The 17533-nt window shown below is 74.2% G+C and carries 14 protein-coding genes; 6 read left to right on the plus strand and 8 right to left on the minus strand.

Going from position 1 to position 17533, the window contains the following annotated elements:
• Positions 1-15: 15 nt before the first annotated feature.
• The 7 genes from lepB to ACIQCH_RS15510 form a co-directional block, all read right to left on the minus strand.
• Positions 16-786 (minus strand): signal peptidase I, encoded by a 771-nt coding sequence (gene lepB, locus ACIQCH_RS15480; protein ID WP_402581283.1) that lies wholly within the window; start codon positions 784-786, stop codon positions 16-18.
• 72 nt (positions 787-858) lie between these two features.
• Positions 859-1368 carry an SRPBCC family protein gene (locus ACIQCH_RS15485; RefSeq protein WP_402581182.1) on the minus strand — a complete coding sequence of 170 codons (510 nt, stop codon included), beginning with the start codon at positions 1366-1368 and terminating at the stop codon, positions 859-861.
• Between the two features lie 118 nt (positions 1369-1486).
• Positions 1487-3907, minus strand: a complete 2421-nt coding sequence (locus ACIQCH_RS15490) for a glycoside hydrolase family 65 protein (protein ID WP_402581183.1) — start codon at positions 3905-3907, stop codon at positions 1487-1489.
• The gene (locus tag ACIQCH_RS15495) at positions 3904-4647 is read right to left on the minus strand and encodes a beta-phosphoglucomutase family hydrolase (protein WP_402581184.1); all 744 of its coding nucleotides are present in this window, start codon (positions 4645-4647) and stop codon (positions 3904-3906) included. The genes ACIQCH_RS15490 and ACIQCH_RS15495 overlap by 4 nt, the downstream gene beginning before the upstream one ends.
• A gap of 4 nt (positions 4648-4651) precedes the next feature.
• A complete protein-coding gene (zwf, locus tag ACIQCH_RS15500) occupies positions 4652-6142 on the minus strand; it encodes a glucose-6-phosphate dehydrogenase (protein WP_402581185.1) in 1491 nt (496 codons plus the stop codon).
• 11 nt (positions 6143-6153) lie between these two features.
• Positions 6154-7197 carry a phosphogluconate dehydrogenase (NAD(+)-dependent, decarboxylating) gene (gene gnd / locus ACIQCH_RS15505; protein ID WP_402581186.1) on the minus strand — a complete coding sequence of 348 codons (1044 nt, stop codon included), beginning with the start codon at positions 7195-7197 and terminating at the stop codon, positions 6154-6156.
• A 182-nt stretch (positions 7198-7379) separates the two neighbouring features.
• Positions 7380-7739 (minus strand): helix-turn-helix transcriptional regulator, encoded by a 360-nt coding sequence (locus ACIQCH_RS15510; RefSeq protein ID WP_030198150.1) that lies wholly within the window; start codon positions 7737-7739, stop codon positions 7380-7382.
• A 120-nt stretch (positions 7740-7859) separates the two neighbouring features.
• On the opposite strand from ACIQCH_RS15510, the gene ACIQCH_RS15515 reads away from it, so the two are divergent.
• From ACIQCH_RS15515 to ACIQCH_RS15540, 6 genes are all read left to right on the plus strand, one after another.
• Positions 7860-9203, plus strand: coding sequence for an MFS transporter (locus ACIQCH_RS15515; RefSeq protein ID WP_402581187.1), 1344 nt, complete (start codon positions 7860-7862; stop codon positions 9201-9203).
• A gap of 170 nt (positions 9204-9373) precedes the next feature.
• The gene (locus tag ACIQCH_RS15520; protein ID WP_402581188.1) at positions 9374-11011 is read left to right on the plus strand and encodes an alpha/beta fold hydrolase; all 1638 of its coding nucleotides are present in this window, start codon (positions 9374-9376) and stop codon (positions 11009-11011) included.
• Between the two features lie 16 nt (positions 11012-11027).
• Positions 11028-12671, plus strand: a complete 1644-nt coding sequence (locus ACIQCH_RS15525) for an alpha/beta fold hydrolase (protein ID WP_402581189.1) — start codon at positions 11028-11030, stop codon at positions 12669-12671.
• A gap of 69 nt (positions 12672-12740) precedes the next feature.
• A complete protein-coding gene (locus ACIQCH_RS15530; RefSeq protein ID WP_402581190.1) occupies positions 12741-13703 on the plus strand; it encodes an NADP-dependent oxidoreductase in 963 nt (320 codons plus the stop codon).
• A gap of 136 nt (positions 13704-13839) precedes the next feature.
• On the plus strand, positions 13840-14928 hold the full coding sequence (locus ACIQCH_RS15535; RefSeq protein WP_402581191.1) for an NAD-dependent epimerase/dehydratase family protein: 1089 nt from the start codon (positions 13840-13842) through the stop codon (positions 14926-14928).
• A gap of 139 nt (positions 14929-15067) precedes the next feature.
• The gene (locus ACIQCH_RS15540; RefSeq protein WP_402581192.1) at positions 15068-16441 is read left to right on the plus strand and encodes an MFS transporter; all 1374 of its coding nucleotides are present in this window, start codon (positions 15068-15070) and stop codon (positions 16439-16441) included.
• On the opposite strand, the gene ACIQCH_RS15545 is transcribed toward ACIQCH_RS15540, so the two are convergent.
• Entirely contained in the window at positions 16419-17498 is a 1080-nt protein-coding gene (locus tag ACIQCH_RS15545) for a M14 family metallopeptidase (protein ID WP_402581193.1), read from the minus strand. The two genes, ACIQCH_RS15540 and ACIQCH_RS15545, sit on opposite strands and share 23 nt — an antisense overlap.
• Positions 17499-17533 lie beyond the last annotated feature (35 nt).

Consider the following 17533-nt stretch of genomic DNA (forward strand, 5'->3'; position numbering starts at 1 on the left):
GTTCCGGTGCGCCGTTCAGCGCCGCGCGGGCGCGGCCGGCACGTCGTCGAAGGCGTCCGGGACGGGCAGGGTGGCCCAGCGGGTGACCGGCCAGCCGACCACGACGGCCCGGCCGACGACCGCGCCCACGGGGACGAAGCCGCCGTTCTCGTCGTCCTGGTGGTAGCGGGAGTCCTCGGAGTCCTGCCGGTGGTCGCCCATCATCCACAGCATCCCCTCGGGGACCGTCACCTTGAACCGGCCGCCGCGGCCGTCACTGCTGCACGGCGTGTTGCCGGGGAAGACGTACGGCTCGTCGAGCGCCTTGCCGTTGACCTTGAGCGGCCCGTCGTCCTGGCATTCGACGGTGTCGCCGCCGACCCCGACGACGCGCTTGATCAGGTTCTTCTCCCCGTCGGGAGGGAGCAGTCCGATGAATCCGAGTGCGGTCTGGAGCGGGTTAGGGTCGTCGAGCGGTTCGTCCAGCCATCCGTCGGGGTCGTGGAAGACGACGACCTCGCCCCGCTCGGGCTCCGCCCCGAACCACGGGGTGAGCTTGTCGACCAGGACCCGGTCGCCCAGTTGGAGGGTGTTCTGCATCGAGCCGGACGGGATCGAGAACGCCTGGAGCAGGAAGGTCTTGAGGAGCAGGGCGAGCACCAGTGCGACCACGACGAGGATCGGCAGCTCCTGCCAGAAGGGCCGCTGCGCCCGGCGCCCGCCCTGCTGCTCGGCCCCTTCCGGGCCGGTCTTCCCCGTCTCCCCGGCGTCCCGCTCCCGCACGGCGTCCGCCATCGGATCCCCCATCTGCTCCCCCTGGTTCGTGCTGTTCGTGCTCACTTCCTTCGCAACGAACGGGAGTTCCCGGGGCGAGCCGGGTCAGGCCGGGTCGGCGGGGCGTTCCAGTGCCGCCTTGAGGTTGTGGAGGGTGGTGCGGATGTTCCACCGCTGGAACTCGGCGAACGTGCGCCCGCGCGTCGCGACGCGGTCGAAGACCTGCACGACGGGGTACGGCCACGAGCGGCGGTCGTCCGTCCAGGTCTCGGTCACCCGGGTCCCCTCGGGGACGGCCTCGAGGCGGTACTCCCAGGTGGCCAGGGCCACCGGGATGCGCGGCTGCCGGAACCCGAAGGCGTGGACCCGGAACCGGAACAGCCGGTCCTGTTCGGCGGCCGTGACGGTGCACCGCGTGGTCCAGCGCAGCGGCCCGCGCTTGTTCCGCCCGTCGAAGACCGACCCGGACCGGGCCGCACGGTCCCCGTGCACGGTGGCACCGAGGTTCTCCGGGCTCCACTCGCCCATCCGCGCGGGGTCGGAGATGCGGCGGTAGACCTCGCCGGGGAGGGCGCGGATGACGATCCCGTCGGAGACCGTGAACGTACGGGGCATGGGCCTTCCCTTCTCGACCCGCCGAGGCTACTGCCTCGCCACCCCACTGACTACCCGCCGGTAATACGTGCCGGTACGGCGTGCGGGACCGCCGCCCCGGACCACGGACGCGGCGACCTCAGGTCCGGGGGGCCCGTCCCCTGGGCTGGCGCGGGGCGGCTGCCTCGGTCAACGGCGGGACGGGCAGGTCGGCCACCGCGTCCGTGGTGAGCCGCACGGTCTCGCCGTGGTGGGCCACCTGCAGGGGCGGTCCCTCCAGGAGGCAGTAACGGGCCGAGGACCGGTCGATCTCCAGCCGCAGCCGGCGGTTGCGGACGCGGATGGTGAAGGCCAGTCGCGTCAGGGCGGACGGCAGCCGCGGGGCGCAGTGCACGGGTGCCCCCGACCCGTCGTCGGCCTCGGACGCGCCCGCCTCGGCGCCCGCATCGCCCGCGGCGGTGTCGGGTCCGGGCGGCAGGCCGTAGTGCAGGCGCAGCCCGCCCATGCCCTGGACGAGGGCGATCCAGGTGCCGGCGAGCGAGGCCATGTGCAGGCCGTCGCGGGTGTTGTGCTCCAGGTCGTCCAGGTCCATCAGGGCCGCCTCGCGCGTGTACGCCCAGGCCAGCCCGATATGACCCGTCTCGGCGGCCAACACCGCCTGGCAGCAGGCGGAGAGGGAGGAGTCCCGGACGGTCAGCGGCTCGTAGTAGGCGAAGTTGCGTCCCTTCTCCTCGGGGGTGAACGCCTCCGGGCAGGTGAGCATCGCCAGCACCAGGTCGGCCTGCTTGACCACCTGCTTGCGGTAGAGGTCGAAGTACGGGAAGTGGAGCAGCAGCGGGTACTGCTCCTCCGCGGTGCCGTCGAAGTCCCAGATCTCCTGGTCGGTGAAGCCGGCCGCCTGCTCGTGCACCTGGAGCCTCGGGTTGTACGGAACGGCGACGGCGGCGGCCGTGCGCCGCCAGTCCTCGGCCTCCGCCGGTCCGGCGTCGAGCTCCGCCGCCCGCTCCGGGTGGCGCGCCACCGCCTCCGCCGCGGCGAGGAGGTTCTTGCGCGCCATGACGTTGGTGTACAGGTTGTCGCGCGCGACGGCGCTGTACTCGTCCGGGCCGGTCACGCCGTCGATGTGGAAGGCGCCCCCGGAGTCGAAGTGGCCGAGCGAGCGCCACAGCCGGGCGGTGTGCACCAGCAGGTCGAGCCCGGGGCCCCGGTGGAACTCCCGGTCGCCGGTGGCGGTGACGTACCGTTCGGCCGCCGCGGCGATGTCGGCGTTGACGTGGAAGGCGACGGTGCCGGCCGGCCAGTACGCGGAGCACTCGGCGCCGCTGATCGTGCGCCAGGGGAACGCGGCGCCCCGCAGGCCCAGTTGGCGGGCGCGTTCCAGGGCGCCGGGCAGGGTGGAGTGCCGCCAGCGCAGGACCGGGCCGACGGTGTGCGGCGCGGTGTGGGTGAGGACGGGCAGCACGAACGACTCGGTGTCCCAGAAGGCGTGCCCGTCGTAGCCGGTGCCGGTGAGCCCCTTGGCGGGCAGGGCGCGCTCCTCGGCGCGGGCCGCGGCCTGGAAGAGGTGGAAGAGGGCGAACCGGACGGCTTGCTGGACCTCGTCGTCGCCCTCCACCTCGACGTCGGCGTCGGCCCAGAAGTCGTCCAGGCAGGCCCGCTGCGCCGCACACAGCCCCTCCCAGCCGGTGCTGCGGGCCGCCGCGAGCGCGCCCTCCACCTGGTCGCGCAGCGCGGGCAGGGACCGCCGGGCGGACCAGCCGTGGCTGACGAACTTCACCAGCGAGAGCCGCTGCCCGGGCGCGAGCTCGGCGGTGACGGTCAGGCGGGCCACGTCGGGTTCGCTCTCCGCCGCGTACGTGGTGCCCTCGGGGCCGTCGAGGAAGTGGTCGGCGGCCGCCGCGACCCGCTGGCCCGTCGCGCCGGTGCAGTGGACCAGCCGCAGCCGGGTGCCGTGGGCGTGGTGCTCCTCGGGGCGCAGCGGGCAGTCGACGGCGGCGGCCACCCGGGGGTCGCCGGAGGCGGTGGGCAGTTGTTCGTTGGCGACCAGCTCGGACTGCACGGCGACGGTGGCCGGGCCGTCGACGGCCTCGACCGTGTACGCGATCGCGGCGACGGCGCGCTGCGCCAGGGACACCAGGCGCTGCGTGGTCAGCCGTACGGTGCGGCCGGAGGGCGTGGTCCACTGCGCGGTCCGGCTCAGGATGCCGGTGCGGAAGTCCAGGACGCGCTCGTGGGAGTGCAGTCGGCCGTAGCGCAGGTCGAAGGGGTGGTCGTCGACGAGCAGCCGGATGACCTTGCCGTCGGTGACGTTGATGGCCGTCTGGCCGGACTCGGGGTAGCCGTAGCCGGCCTCGGCGTAGGGCAGCGGGTGCGTCTCGTGGACGCCGTTGAGGTAGCTGCCCGGCAGGCCGTGCGGTTCGCCCTCGTCGAGGTTGCCGCGCCAGCCGAGGTGGCCGTTGGACAGGGCGAACACGGACTCGCTCTGCGCGAGGACGTCGAGGTCGAGGTCGGTCTCGCGCAGCTGCCAGGGCTCGGTGGCGAAGGACGGGTGCGGGATCATCGGCGGTCCAGGAGTTCGGAGAGGTCGGTGACCACGACGTCGGCGCCGTGCTCGCGCAGCGCGGCCGCCTGTCCCGCCCGGTCCACGCCGACCACGTAGCCGAAGCCGCCCGCCCGGCCCGCGGCCACCCCGGCCAGGGCGTCCTCGAACACGGCGGCGTGGCGCGGGTCGGTGTCGAAGAGGCGGGCGGCGGCCAGGTAGCTGTCGGGGGCGGGTTTGCCCGCCAGACCCTGCTCCGCGACGGTCACGCCGTCGACCCGCTGCTCGAAGAGGTCCTCGATGCCGGCCGCGACCAGTACGTCGCGGCAGTTGGCGCTGGAGGAGACGACGGCCCGGTGCAGGCCGGCGTCCCGGACCGCGCGCACGAACGCCACGGAGCCCTCGTAGGCCTCCACCCCCTCCTCCCGGATCATGCGCAGCACCAGGGCGTTCTTGCGGGTGCCCAGTCCGTTGACCGTCTCCCGCGCGGCGTCGTCGTCGCGCGCCCCCTCGGGCAGCGTGATGCCCCGGGAGGCGAGGAAGGTGCGCACGCCGTCCTCGCGGGGGCGCCCGTCCACGTACTCGTCGTAGTCGCGGACCGCGTCGAACGGGACGAACGCCGACCCGTCGCGGCCGGCCCGCTCCCGCAGGTAGTCGTCGAACATCTGCTTCCAGGCGGCCGCGTGGACCTTCGCGGTCCGGGTGAGCACGCCGTCGAGGTCGAACAGGCAGGTGGTGACGTGGTCCGGGAGTCCCAGCATGCCGTCAGGGCCCTTCGTTTCGGTGCCGGTCGGGGAGGTACCACCGGTGGGGTGCCACGAGCGCGTCGATGGCGTCGGGCCCCCAGCTCCCGGGGGCGTACGGACGTACCGGCGGCGGTGCGTCGAGCAGCGGGGCGGACAGCTCCCACAGCCGCTCGATGCCGTCCGAGCGGGTGAAGAGCGACTGGTTGCCGAGCATGGCCTCCAGGATGAGGTGCTCGTACCCCTCCAGGGAGTTCTCGGAGGTGAAGGAGGTGTCGTAGCCGAAGACCATCTCCGCTTCCGCCAGCCGCATGTCGGCGCCGGGCTCCTTGACGAGGAAGCGGGTGGTGAGGCTCCCGGGGTCGGCGAAGTCGACGACCAGCGCGTTGCCGCGGCCGCCGGCCGAGGTCCGCGCGTCGAGGGGGAACATCCGCAGGACGGGCTCGCGCAGGCCGATGGTGACCTGGTGCCGGCCCTCGGCCAGGGCCTTGCCGGTGCGCAGGTGGAACGGGACCCCGGCCCAGCGCCAGTTGTCGATGCCGACGCGCAGGGCGACGAAGGTCTCGGTGTCGGAGGCGGGATCGACCCCGGGCTCGTCGCGGTAGCCGGTGTACTGGCCCCGGACGACGTCCGCCGGGTCGAGGGGCCGCATGCTCCGGAACACCTTGACCTGCTCGTCGCGCAGCGCCCGCGCCTCCAGGGCGACCGGCGGCTCCATGGCGACGAACCCGAGCAGTTGGAAGAGGTGGGTGACGACCATGTCGCGGAAGGTCCCGGTGCCCTCGAAGAACTGGGCCCGGCCCTGGATGTCGATCTTCTCGGGCACGTCGATCTGCACGTGGCTGATGTGCTCGCGGTTCCAGACGGGCTCGAAGAGCCCGTTGGCGAACCGCAGGGCGAGGATGTTGTCGACCGCCTCCTTGCCGAGGAAGTGGTCGATGCGGAACACCCGGGACTCGTCGAAGACGGCGTGGATGGTGGCGTTGAGCGCACGCGCGGACGCCAGGTCGGTGCCGAACGGCTTCTCGACGATGACGCGGGCGTCGCGCGCGAGGCCGGTGGCGCCGAGGAGGTCGATGACGGAGGTGAACGCGACGGGCGGGACGGCGAGGTGGAACAGCCGGCGCGGCGTGCCGCCGACGGCCTGCTCGGCCGCGCGCACCGCCGCCACCAGTGGTTCCGGCGCGTCCGGGTCGGCCGCGCCGAAGGACAGCGCGGCCTCGAACTCCTGCCAGGCGGGGCCCTCGGGCGGGGTCCGCCCGAACTCGGCCACCGCCTGCCGCGCGTGCGCGCGGAACGCGTCGTCGCCCAGCGCCGCGGACGCCGGGGTGGTGCCCACGATGCGGAAGCGCCGGGGCATCAGCCCCGCCTTGGCGAGGTGGAAGAGGCCGGGCAGCAGCTTGCGCCGGGCCAGGTCGCCGGTGGCGCCGAACAGGACGACGACGTGGTCGTCGGGCCGGGTCGCGGGGGGCGCCTCCGGGCCGGTCGCGGAGGGTGCGTCGGAGCGGTCCATGGCGGGCGTCCTCACCGGTCCGTTCCGGGCTGCTTCTCGGCGTGGCCGCCGAACTCGCTGCGCATGGCGGACAGCACCTTCGCGGTGAACCCGCCCAGCCCCCTGGATTCGTAGCGTTGGAACAGGGAGGCGCTGATGACCGGGGCCGGCACGCTCTCCTCGATGGCCGCCAGGACGGTCCAGCGCCCCTCGCCGGAGTCGGACACGCGGCCCGTGAAGTCGTCCAACCGGGGGGAACGGGCCAGGGCGTCCGCGGTGAGGTCGACCAGCCAGGAGCCGACGACCGAGCCGCGCCGCCACACCTCGGCGACCTCGGCCACGTCGATCTCGTACCGGTAGGCCTCCGGATCGGACAGGGGTGCGGTCTCGGCGTCCGCGGTGCGCGGGTGCAGGCCGGCGTCGGCGTGCTCGATGATGCTCAGGCCCTCCGCGATGGCGGCCATCATCCCGTACTCGACGCCGTTGTGGACCATCTTGACGAAGTGTCCGGCACCGCTCGGTCCGCAGTGGAGGTAGCCGTGCGGCGCGGTCCCGTCGGTCCGGGTGCGCCCCGGGGTGGGCTCGGCGTCGCCGGTGCCGGGCGCGATGGTGCGGAAGACCGGATCGAGCCTGCGCACGGGCTCCGGCTCGCCGCCGATCATCAGGCAGTAGCCGCGGTCGAGGCCCCAGACGCCGCCGGAGGTGCCGCAGTCGACGTAGTGGACGCCCTGGGGCGCCAGGTCGCGGGCCCGCGCGATGTCGTCCCGGTAGTAGGAGTTGCCGCCGTCGATGACCGTGTCGTCCGGGTCGAGCAGCGGGACCAGCTTGTCGAGCGTCTCCTGCACGACCCCGGCCGGGACCATCAGCCATACGGCGCGCGGGCGTTCGAGCCGGTCGACGAGCTCCTCGAGGGAGCGGGCGGGCGTCGCCCCTTCCTGCTCCAGGGCTCGGACGGCGTCGGGCGAGACGTCGTTGACGACCAGTCGGTGCCCGTCCCGCATCAGGCGGCGTACGAGATTGGCGCCCATCCGGCCGAGTCCGACCATGCCGAGCTGCATCGGGGCGTCAGAGGCCATCGCCGTCTCCCCTTCCCGGCCGCCTGTACGGCAGCACTCCGGTCACCCCACCTCCACCCACTGTGCACGCACCCGGTGGATCCGGCACCCGGGAACGGGCGGCGGCGGGGCGATCGGGGGGACGGCCGGACGACCGGGGGACGGCCCGGTGATCGGGGGACGGCCGGGGCGCGGCCGGCGGGTCAGTCGTGCGGGGCCTCCCCGGTCACCCGGTGGTCGGCGTGGCTGAGCGCCTCGACGACCAGCCGGCGCAGGTGCCCGTCACCGAGGCGGTAGAAGACGTGCCGGCCGTCGCGCCGGGTCTCCACCAGCCCCGCCAGTCGCAGCTTCGCCAGGTGCTGGCTGACCGCGGTCCGGGAGGCGGAGCACTTCTCGGTGAGCGAGCCGACGTCCGACTCGCCCTGGGCGAGCAGCCACAGGAGGTGCAGCCGCGTGGCGTCCGAGAGCAGCGCGAACACCGAGGCGGCCTCGGCGAGGCGCGCGTCGTCAGGGGCGCGCACGTGCGCGGTGTCTGCAGCTGGGATCGGTTCGCTCGCGGGCATGCGAACAGGGTATGTCGGCCGTGCCGGGACCCGGCCGGAGCCCTACGGGCCATACATGTGCGCAGATGCGCACATGTGCTTAGGATGGAGGGGTCAGCTCCTCCGTCCGAAGGGCGCCCGATGCTCTCCGTGCTGCGCAACCGCACCTACCGCCACCTGTTCGCGGCCCAGGTGATCGCCCTGGTCGGCACGGGGCTGGCGACCGTCGCACTGGGCCTGCTCGCGTACGACCTCGCCGGGGCCCGGGCCGGGTCCGTCCTGGGCACCGCTCTGGCGGTCAAGATGGTGGCGTACGTCGCCGTCGCCCCGGTGGTCGGCGCGGTCGCCCACCGGATCCCGCGCCGGGCCCTGATGGTGGGCTCCGACCTGGTCCGGGCGGCGGTGGCGCTGGCGCTGCCGTTCGTCGGCCAGGTCTGGCAGGTGTACGTGCTGGTCTTCGCCCTCCAGGCGGCCTCGGCGGCCTTCACCCCGACCTTCCAGGCCGTCATCCCGGACGTGCTGCCGCAGGAGCGGGAGTACACGCGGGCGCTGTCGCTGTCCCGGCTCGCCTACGACCTGGAGAGCCTGTTCAGCCCGGCGCTGGCCGCCGCACTGCTGGCCTTCACGAGCTACGACCGGCTGTTCCTCGGCACCGTGGGCGGGTTCCTCGCCTCCGCCGCGCTGGTCGTCTCCGCCGTCCTGCCCCGGCCGGCTCCCGCCCCCACCCCCGCCCCGGCGCCTGGGCGGGACGCGGCGGAGCCGTCCTCGGCCCGCGGCGGGTACGCCAGGGCCACGGAGGGCGTACGCGTGCTGCTCCGCGTCCCGCGGCTGCGCGCCCTGCTGCTGCTGAACCTGGCCGTGGCCGCGGCCGGCGCCCTGGTCACGGTCAACACGGTCGTCTACGTCCGCGACCACCTCGGCCGCTCCACCGGCGACGTGGCCTTCGCCCTGGGCGCCTACGGGGCCGGGTCCATGCTGGTGGCCCTGCTGCTGCCGCGGGTCCTGGAGACGGTGGCCGACCGTACGGTCATGCTGCGCGGCGCCCTCTCGCTGACGGTCGTGTTCGCCGCCGTCGGTGCGGTCACGGCCGCCTCCGGCGGCGGCTGGCGGTGGCCCGCGCTGCTGGTCGCGTGGGCGGCGTTCGGGGCCGGCACCTCGACGGTCCTGACCCCGACGGGCCGGCTCGTGCGGCGCTCGGTGCGGCCGGCGGACCTCACGCCGGTGTTCGCGGCCCAGTTCTCCCTCTCGCACGCCGCCTGGCTGCTCACCTACCCGCTGGCCGGCTGGGTGGGGGCCCGGGCCGGACTGCTCGCCGCCGTCGTGGCCCTCGGCCTGATCGGCCTGGCGGCGGCCGTGGCCGCGGTCCTGCTGTGGCCCGCCCGCGACGCCGACCGCCCCGCCGGTCCCGTTCCGGACCCCGCGACGACCGCGACCCCCGGGATCCGGCTCGCCCCGCTGGCCTCGGGACCCGTCCGCACGAGGTGACGCCCTGCCAGGGTGACACCGCCCTGCTCCGTGTGGCGCACACGAGTGGTGGCCGGCCCGCTGCGGCCCCAGGCTGACGATGGTGCCCGCCCGCCCCCGACGGTCGGCGGGCACGGCCGCCCGCCGCCGTCCCGGCCGGGCGGGCCGAGGCAGCCGAGAGATGGGGTCACATGGCAGAGCAAGGCATCGGACCCGAAGGGAGGCGGCGGTCCGCGTACGGGCCCGCCGGGCGCGCAGGCACGCGAGCGCGCCACCGGTACGCAGCGCGGCACGCCGCGCACACGCGCACCGCCGCGGCACTCGCCGCGGCCGGCCTGGCGCTGCTGGGCGCGATCGCCCCGACCCCGAGCAGCGCCGCGACGCCGCCCGCCCCCGAGTCCCCGTCGGGAACCAGGGCCCGGTTCGTACCCGGTCCGTGCCCGGACGTGCCGGATCCGATCCCCGGGGAGTGCGGGTTCCTCGAAGTCCCGGAGAACCGTGCCCGCCACGGCAGCCGAACCATCCGGCTGACCGTCGCGATCATCCCCGCGGCCTCGGCCTCACCGGCCCCGGACCCGGTGGTGTTCATGGAGGGAGGTCCGGGCGGCGACGCGATCGGGGCCATCCCCTTCCTCATCGCCTCGGGCGTCAACGCGGACCGCGACCTGATCGTCATGACCCAGCGCGGCGGGCTCCACTCGCAGCCGAACCTCGCCTGCCCGGAGATCGACCGGTTCAACGCGACCGCCGTGGGCCTGCCCTACGACGCGCCCTCCACCGGAGCGGGGCTGGTGCGCGCGGCGAAGGAGTGCCGGGACCGCCTGACCGCAGAGGGAGCCGACCTCCCCGCCTACAACACCACGGAGAACGCGGCGGACTTCGCCGCCCTGCGCAAGGCCCTGGGCATCAAGAAGTGGAACGTCTACGGCTACTCCTACGGTACCGACCTCGGCCTCACCTACCTGCGCCGGCACCCCCAGGGCATCCGCTCGCTGGCGATCGACTCGGTCGTGCCGCCGCAGATCGTGAGCCTGCCGTGGGCCTGGGACAGCGCCCAGGAGGGGATCAACGCGATCTTCGCCGCCTGTGCGGCCCAACCCGCCTGCAACTCCCGCTACCCGCACCTCTCGCGCACGCTCACGGAGCAGGTGCGGCGGCTGGAGGCGAACCCGCTGACGCTGACCGTGCCGCCGCCCGGTGGCGGAACCCCCGTGAAGGTCGTCCTCGACGGGGGAACCCTGGTGAACCTGCTGGTCACCGACGGTCAGCTGGTACCGTCCGCCGACGTTCCCGCGGCGCTCTACGAGCTCGCCGCCGGCAATCCGGAGCGCCTCGCGCAGGCCCAGGCCGCCGGGGCGACGCCCGCCATCGGCGAGTTCGCCCACGGGCTGACGCACTCGGTCGCCTGCGCCGAGTGGGCCCCGGGCTTCACCGAGCGCGACGTGCTGGAAGCGGGCCGCCGGGCCTTCCCCGGCTGGCCGGACACGGTCCTGGCCCACGCCCCGCAGCTGCCCTTCGAGCACGACCTGTGCCGCGCCTGGAACGTCCCGGACCGCACCGCGGTCCAGCGGGTGGCCACCCGCAGCAAGGTGCCCACGCTCATCGTCTCTGGGACCTTCGACGCGAAGACCGGCGCGAGCTGGGGTCCGTTCACGGGCCGTACGCTGCCCCGCTCGACCTCCGTGCTGATTCCCGGGATCGGCCACTGGGTGGTGCCCCAGGAGACGTGCGCCGCGTCGGTCCTGCGCTCCTTCCTGAAGCGGCCGACCTCGCCGGACACCGGCTGCGTGGCAGGTGTCGTGCCCAAGCCGTTCACCATCATTCCCTGACCTCGGAGGACGCACGATGTCCCCTCGCCCGACCCCCCGTCGGCGCCCCGCACGACGGGTCCCGGCCACGCTGGCCGGAGCCACCGCCGGCGCCCTCGTCGTCGGCCTCGCCGCGATGCCCGCCCACGCCGGTTCCGGCTCCGACGCTCCGATCGGCACGGTCGCCCGCACGGTGGGCGACGCCCACTACGAACCGGGCCCCTGCCCCCGGACGGCCGACCCGATCCCCGACCTGGAACGCGCCCGCTGCGGCACGCTCACCGTCCCGGAGAAGCGTTCCCGGGACAAGGGCTCCAAGGGCTCCAAGATCTCCAAGGGCCATGAAGGCCGTGAAGGCCACGGGGGGCGCACGATCACCCTCGCTGTCGCGATCATGCCCGCCGAGTCCAGCAGGCCGGCACCCGATCCGATCGTGTGGCTCGCCGGCGGACCCGGCGACGACGCGGTCTCCGAGATCCCGATGGCGCTGGCCGGCGACCTGAACCGCGACCGCGACGTGGTCTTCATGTCCCAGCGGGGGACCTACTCGGCCGACCCCGAACTCACCTGCCCGAACATCGACGAGTTCAACGCCCGCGCCCTCGGCCTGGTCTCCAACGCGCCGTCCACCGGCCGCCTGCACGTCGAGGCGACCCGGGTCTGCCGCGACCGCGTGGAGGCCCGAGGGGCGGACCGCAGCGCCTACAACGACGTCGAGAGCTCGGCCGACTACGACGCCCTGCGCAAGACGCTGGGCCTCAAGAAGTGGAACGTCTTCGGCATCTCCTACGGCACCCACCTGGCGCTCAACTACATGCGCCTGCACCCGAAGGGCATCCGCGCGGTCGGCATCGACGGCGTCCTGCCGCCGCACCTGGCCGGCGGGGCGGTGACCTGGAAGGCCGCACGGGAGGGCTTCGACGGCCTGTTCAAGGCCTGCGAGGAGCAGCCCGCCTGCAACACCCGCTACCCGAAACTCAAGGACACCTTCCTCCGCCTCGTCAGTGAGCTGGAGGCCCACCCGATCACCACCACCGTCACGGTCCCCGTCCGCCCGGAACCGGTGCCGGTCGTGATCGACGGGGCGAACCTGGTCGGCTGGCTGACCTCGGCCACCCACGTGGCGGCCGGCGTGCCCCGCTCCATCGACGAACTGGCCCACGGCAACCCGCAGCGGATCGCCGAGCAGCTCGCGGGCGGCAAGTACAGCCCGCAGGCCATCGGCAGGACCTCCCACGGACTGGTGTACGGCATCTTCTGCAGCCAGTGGACCCCCTACGAGACCCGGGCCGACATCATCCGGGGCGGACGGCGCGCCTTCCCCACGTTCCCCCGCTCGATGCTGGCCAACGCGCCGCAGCTCGCCTGGCTGCACGACGACTGCCGGGCCTGGGACGTCCCCGCCCTGCCGCGCTCGGTCCGGGACGTGACCCGCAGCGACATCCCGACCCTCGCCCTGTCCGGCGGGTTCGACGCCCAGACCGCGCCGAGCAACGGGGCGTACGTCGCGCGGACGCTCAGCCGGTCCACCGCCGTCACCGTCCCGTACGTCGCCCACGTGGTCTTCGCCGACTCGACGTGCGCGCAGACGATCACCAACTCCTTCTTCGACAGCCCGACCGCGCCGGACACGTCCTGCCTGGCCGGCCTCCGACCGCCGACGTTCGAGATCGCGCCGTAGGTCCCACCCCCTCTCCCCGCACCGCCGGGGCCCGGCCCTCCCTCACCCCAGAGAAAGGTGGAGGCACCCATGCGCGCCTTCGCGATCGACTCCTTCGGGCAGACCCCGCAGCTCAAGGACCTGCCGGTGCCCGAACCGGGCCCCGGCGAAGTGCAGATCGAGGTCCGTGCGGCCTCGGTGAACCCGATCGACTGGAAGGTGGCCGCCGGGGCCTTCGCATCCCCCGGCGTCACGTTCCCCTTCCCGCAGACCCTCGGCTTCGACTTCGCGGGCCGCGTCAGTGCCGTCGGCGACGGCGCGGCCTTCGAGGTGGGGCAGGAGGTCTTCGGGATGCGGCTGCCGACGGCCCCGGCCAGCAACCCGCACGGCTCGTACGCCGAGTACATGACCGCGTCGCCGGAGACGGCCGCGCTCGGCGTACGGCCGGCGGACCTGGACCCGGTCGCCGCGGCCGCGCTGCCCATGACCGGGGGCACCGCCCTGGGCCTGATCGACTGGCTGGACCCGGCGGAGGGCGAGTCGCTGCTGGTGGTCGGTGCCACCGGCGGCGTCGGCTCGTACGCCCTCCAGCTGGCCGCCGCCCGCGGCGCCCGCGTGATCGCGGTCGCCGCCGGCGAGGACCACGACTACGCCCGCTCCCTCGGGGCGGGCGAGGTCATCGACCACCGCACCACCGACGTCGCCGACGCCGTCCGCGCCGCGCACCCCCAAGGGGTCGACGCCGTCCTCGACCTCGCCGACGACCGCGAGGTCCTCATGGGGCGGATCGCCCCGCTGGTCCGCGACGGGGGCCGGCTGGCCACCACCGTCTTCGCCGCCGATCCCGACGCCCTCGCCGCCCGCGGCGTACGTGCCGTCAACTTCGGCTACCGGGCCACCGACCGGGACATGGCCGAGCTGGCCGGGCTCGTCACCGCCGGCACCCTCCGCGTCCCCCGGACCACCACCTACCCCCTGAGCGCGATGCAAGAGGCCCACACCGCGGCCACCACCGGCCACGTGCGCGGCAAGCTCGTCGTCACGACCGGCTGACCCCACCGCCCGCCCGCGCGCCGGACGGCCGGTGCGCCGGCTGCCCGCGGAGCCCTGGTGCTCCGCGGGCAGCGGGCGTAGGCTCCGGCGACCCGTGCGACGCGGGTGGTCGTCCGGGCCGGGGGAAGGCGGGGAAATGGGCGCTGCGGGGACGGGCGGCGGGGCCGGGGGCACGGTGCTCGTCACCGGTGGCAGCGGCTTCGTCGGGAGCCACCTCGTCCGCGCGCTGCTGGAGCGGGGGTACCGGGTGCACGCCACCGTCCGGTCGCTCGCCGACGCCGCGAAGGTGGGGCCGCTGCGCGAGATGGCGGACCGGCACCCCGGCCGGCTGGAGCTCTTCGAGGCGGACCTCCTCGTGGCGGGCTCTTTCGACCGGGCGATGGCGGGCTGCCGGGTCGTCTTCCACGTCGCCTCCCCCTTCCTGATGCCCGAGCAGATCCAGGACGGCCGCCGGGACGTGGTGGAGCCGGCGCTGACCGGCACCCGCAACGTCCTGGCCGGCCTCGAGCGGACGCCGTCGGTCGAGCGCCTGGTGCTCACGTCCACCGTCGGCGCGGTCTTCGGGCAGTACGCCGACGTCCTGGAGATGGACGGCCGCGTGCTGTCCGAGCGCTACTTCAACACCACGAGCACGGTGGAGAGCAACCCGTACCACTACGCCAAGACCGTCGCCGAGCGCACCGCGTGGGAGGCGGAGCGCGCCCAGGACCGCTGGCGCATGGTCTCGGTCAACCCGGGGCTGGTGCTCGGCCCCTCTCTGACGCCCGCCTCCGTCTCCGGCAGCCTCTTCCTCGTGGACGAGCTGTTCAAGGGCGCCTTCTGCTACGGCGCCCCCGACTTCTCCTTCACCGTGGTGGACGTCAGGGACCTGGCCGCGGCGCACGTCGCCGCCGCCGAGAACCCCGGGGCCCACGGCCGCTACCTCCTCGCCGCGTCGGAGATGGTCTCCTTCCGCGAGATGGCACGCGCCCTCCTGGCCGTACGCCCCCGCGACTGGCGGCTGCCCCGATGGGGGCTGCCGCACTGGCCGGTCCGCCTGCTCGGCCCGGCCTTCGGCCTGACGCAGGAGTACGTCCGCGGGCACCTCGGCATCCGGTTCGCGGTCGACAACCGCCGCAGCGTCGAGGAGCTCGGCGTCACCTACCGCCCGTGGCAGCAGACCCTCGCCGACCACCACCGCGCCTGGCTCGAGCAACGCCACCGCCGCGCACCTCACCGGGCCTGAGCTCGAGGGGTCCGGCGCACTGCGGGGTCCCGAGGCCATTGCGTCCGGGCGCCCGGCTCGTTGGGAGGTGGTGTCGCGTCCGTGCCGGCCCTCATCCCCAGGGCCTCCCCCGCCCCGCAGGCGCGTCGTCGTCGCGGCGATGGCGTGCGCCGGGGGGATGGTGATGCTGGACCAGACCGTCGTCGCGGTCGCGCTCGGTCCGATGGCGCGGAGCCTGGGTCTCACCACCTTCGAGATGCACGGGGTGGTGCTCGGCTACATCCTGGCGCTGGCGGCGTTCGCCCCGGTCGGCGGCATGGCCGCCCGCCGGTACGGCCTGCTGCGCACCTTCCGGGTGGGGACCGCGGCCTTCGCCGTCGCCTCGGGGCTGTGCGGACTCGTGCCGGCCGGAGGTGCCGCGGAGCCGTTCCTGCTCCTGGCGAGGGCCGTCCAGGGCGCCGGGGCCGCGCTGATGCTCCCGGTGGCCACGACCCTGATCACGGACGTGTACGAGGAGCACGAACGGGCCCGCGCGCTGGCGGTGTACGCGGCCCTGGCGCAGGTCTTCTTCGTCCTCGGACCCGTGGTGGGCGCGGTCCTGACGGAGTTCGCAGGCTGGCGCTCGGTCTTCCTCGTCAACGTGCCCGTCGGCGTCGCCACGCTGGCGTTGACGGCCGCGGCGGGGGTGGTGCGGGGCGCGGCGGGCGGTGCGCTCACCGCGCTCCAGCCGCTCGTCGTGGTCGTCTCGCTGGTCCTGCTGGTCCTCGGGCTGTACGCGTGCGGCGAGGTGGGCCCCACCGATCCCCGGACCTTCGCCGCACTCGCGACGGGCGTGGTGACGCTCGCCGTGGCGGTGCGCCTCGTCCTGCGGTCCCGGCACCCGCTCGTCGACCTGCGGCTGTTGGGGATCCGCCCGTACGCCGTGGCGGTCGGGCTGACGTTCATGGTGCAGGCGCCCCAGCTGATCGTGTTGGTGCACGGCGCGCTGTTCCTGCGGCAGGTCACGCACCTGTCGGTCCTGGCCACCGGCAGCTGTCTGCTGCCCCTGGTGGCGGCCATGGCGACGGGCACCCTCCTGTCGGGGTACCTGCTGGAGCGGTCCGGGTCGATCCGGGTGCCGGTCCTGACCGGCCTGGTCGCCGCCACGGTCGGCGCGGCGCTCTGGACGGCGGCCCTGACCTCGGGCGCGTACCCCTGGCAGGTCCCCGGGATGCTCCTCGCGGGGTTCGGGATGGGGCTGCCGGTCCCCGCCCTGAGCGCCGAGCTGATGCGCGCCGTGCCCGATCACCAGCGGGCCGACGCGTCCGTCCTGCGGCAGACGCTCCGGCAGTTGGGCGGGGCCGTCGGCCTGGCGACGGCGGGCGCCGTCGTCCTGGCGGCCAACGCGGAGGCCGCCGACGAGGCCGGCGTCGTCACCGCCGCGGCCGCCCCGGCGGCGTTCGTCGTCGCCACCTGCGTCCTGGCCGTCGCCCTGCTCCTGGCGGCCGCCCTGCTTCCGGGACGGGCCGGGGTCAGTCCGCGCCGAGGGCGGTGAGGCAGAACTGGACGAGTCCGGCGTCGACGTCGAGGACGATCTTCTCCATCTCCGGCCACAGCGGCTGGAACTCCGTCCCCCACTCGACGGTGAAGGCCAGGATCCGCTCCCCGCCCTCCTCCACGATGTGGCGGGCGTACGTGTAGTCGTCGCTCGTGCCGCAGGTCGGGTAGAGGTCGAAGGCGGGCTTCGGCGTGTAGACCTTGCCGCGGACGCCGCCCAACGCCCTGCAGAACCGCTCGGCGAGCACGGCGGAGTCGTCGGCGTCCACCTTCGGGAGGAACTCGGCGTAGAGCAGGTCGTCCTTGAGCCCGCGCCTGCCGTCGAACGCGGCGTTGCGGAAGTTCCTGGTCGGGTCGTCGGACTGGCTGTCGTCGTCGCCCCAGACGTAGAGCATGGTCTGGGTGTAGCTGTGCACGTCGACGTACCAGCGGGTGCGGTCGAAGTGCCGCACCAGCCACCTGACGTTGCGCGTCTCCGGCTCCGAGAAGGGTTCCGGGCCCTGGTACACCTGGTTGGGGTCGGCCGGGTCGTTCGAGACGCGGACCGGGGCGAGCGGGTGGAAGGCGGTCTCGAAGTCGAAGAGGAAGTCGAAGTTGCGGTTGATGTCGACGCCGATCGCGGCCGGGTTCCCGCCGGACATCGCCGGGTTGCGGTTGCGCCGCCAGTTCGGGTCGACGGTCTGGGCGTGGTGCCGGCCGTCGGGGTTGACGAGGGGGAAGACCACGACGTCGAGCTCCTCGAGGACGGTGCGCACCTGGGCGGCGGTGAAGTGGGTGCCGCCGTACGCCAGTCCGGTGCCGCCGGCGTGCGCGTGCAGCAGGTCGGCGGCGAGGTTGACGAGGATCTCGCAGCTGCCCCATTCCCGGGCGTGCAGACCGCCGGTGAGGACGACGGCGTTCTTGGGCTCGAGGCGGTGGGTGCCGATCCGCAGGGCGTTGCAGGCGCGGCCCTCGGCGGAGGGCTCGGGCAGTGCGATGAGGTCGCTCGTGGTCGGGAAGGCGGCGGCCAGGGAGGCCACACCGGACTCGACCTCGACGATGTTCAGGTACGACATGGCGTTCCTCCCGGACGTCTCCTCCGTGTCGTTCA

The sequence above is a fragment of the Streptomyces sp. NPDC093225 genome (genome assembly GCF_044753805.1).
In the GTDB taxonomy this organism is placed as follows: domain Bacteria; phylum Actinomycetota; class Actinomycetes; order Streptomycetales; family Streptomycetaceae; genus Streptomyces.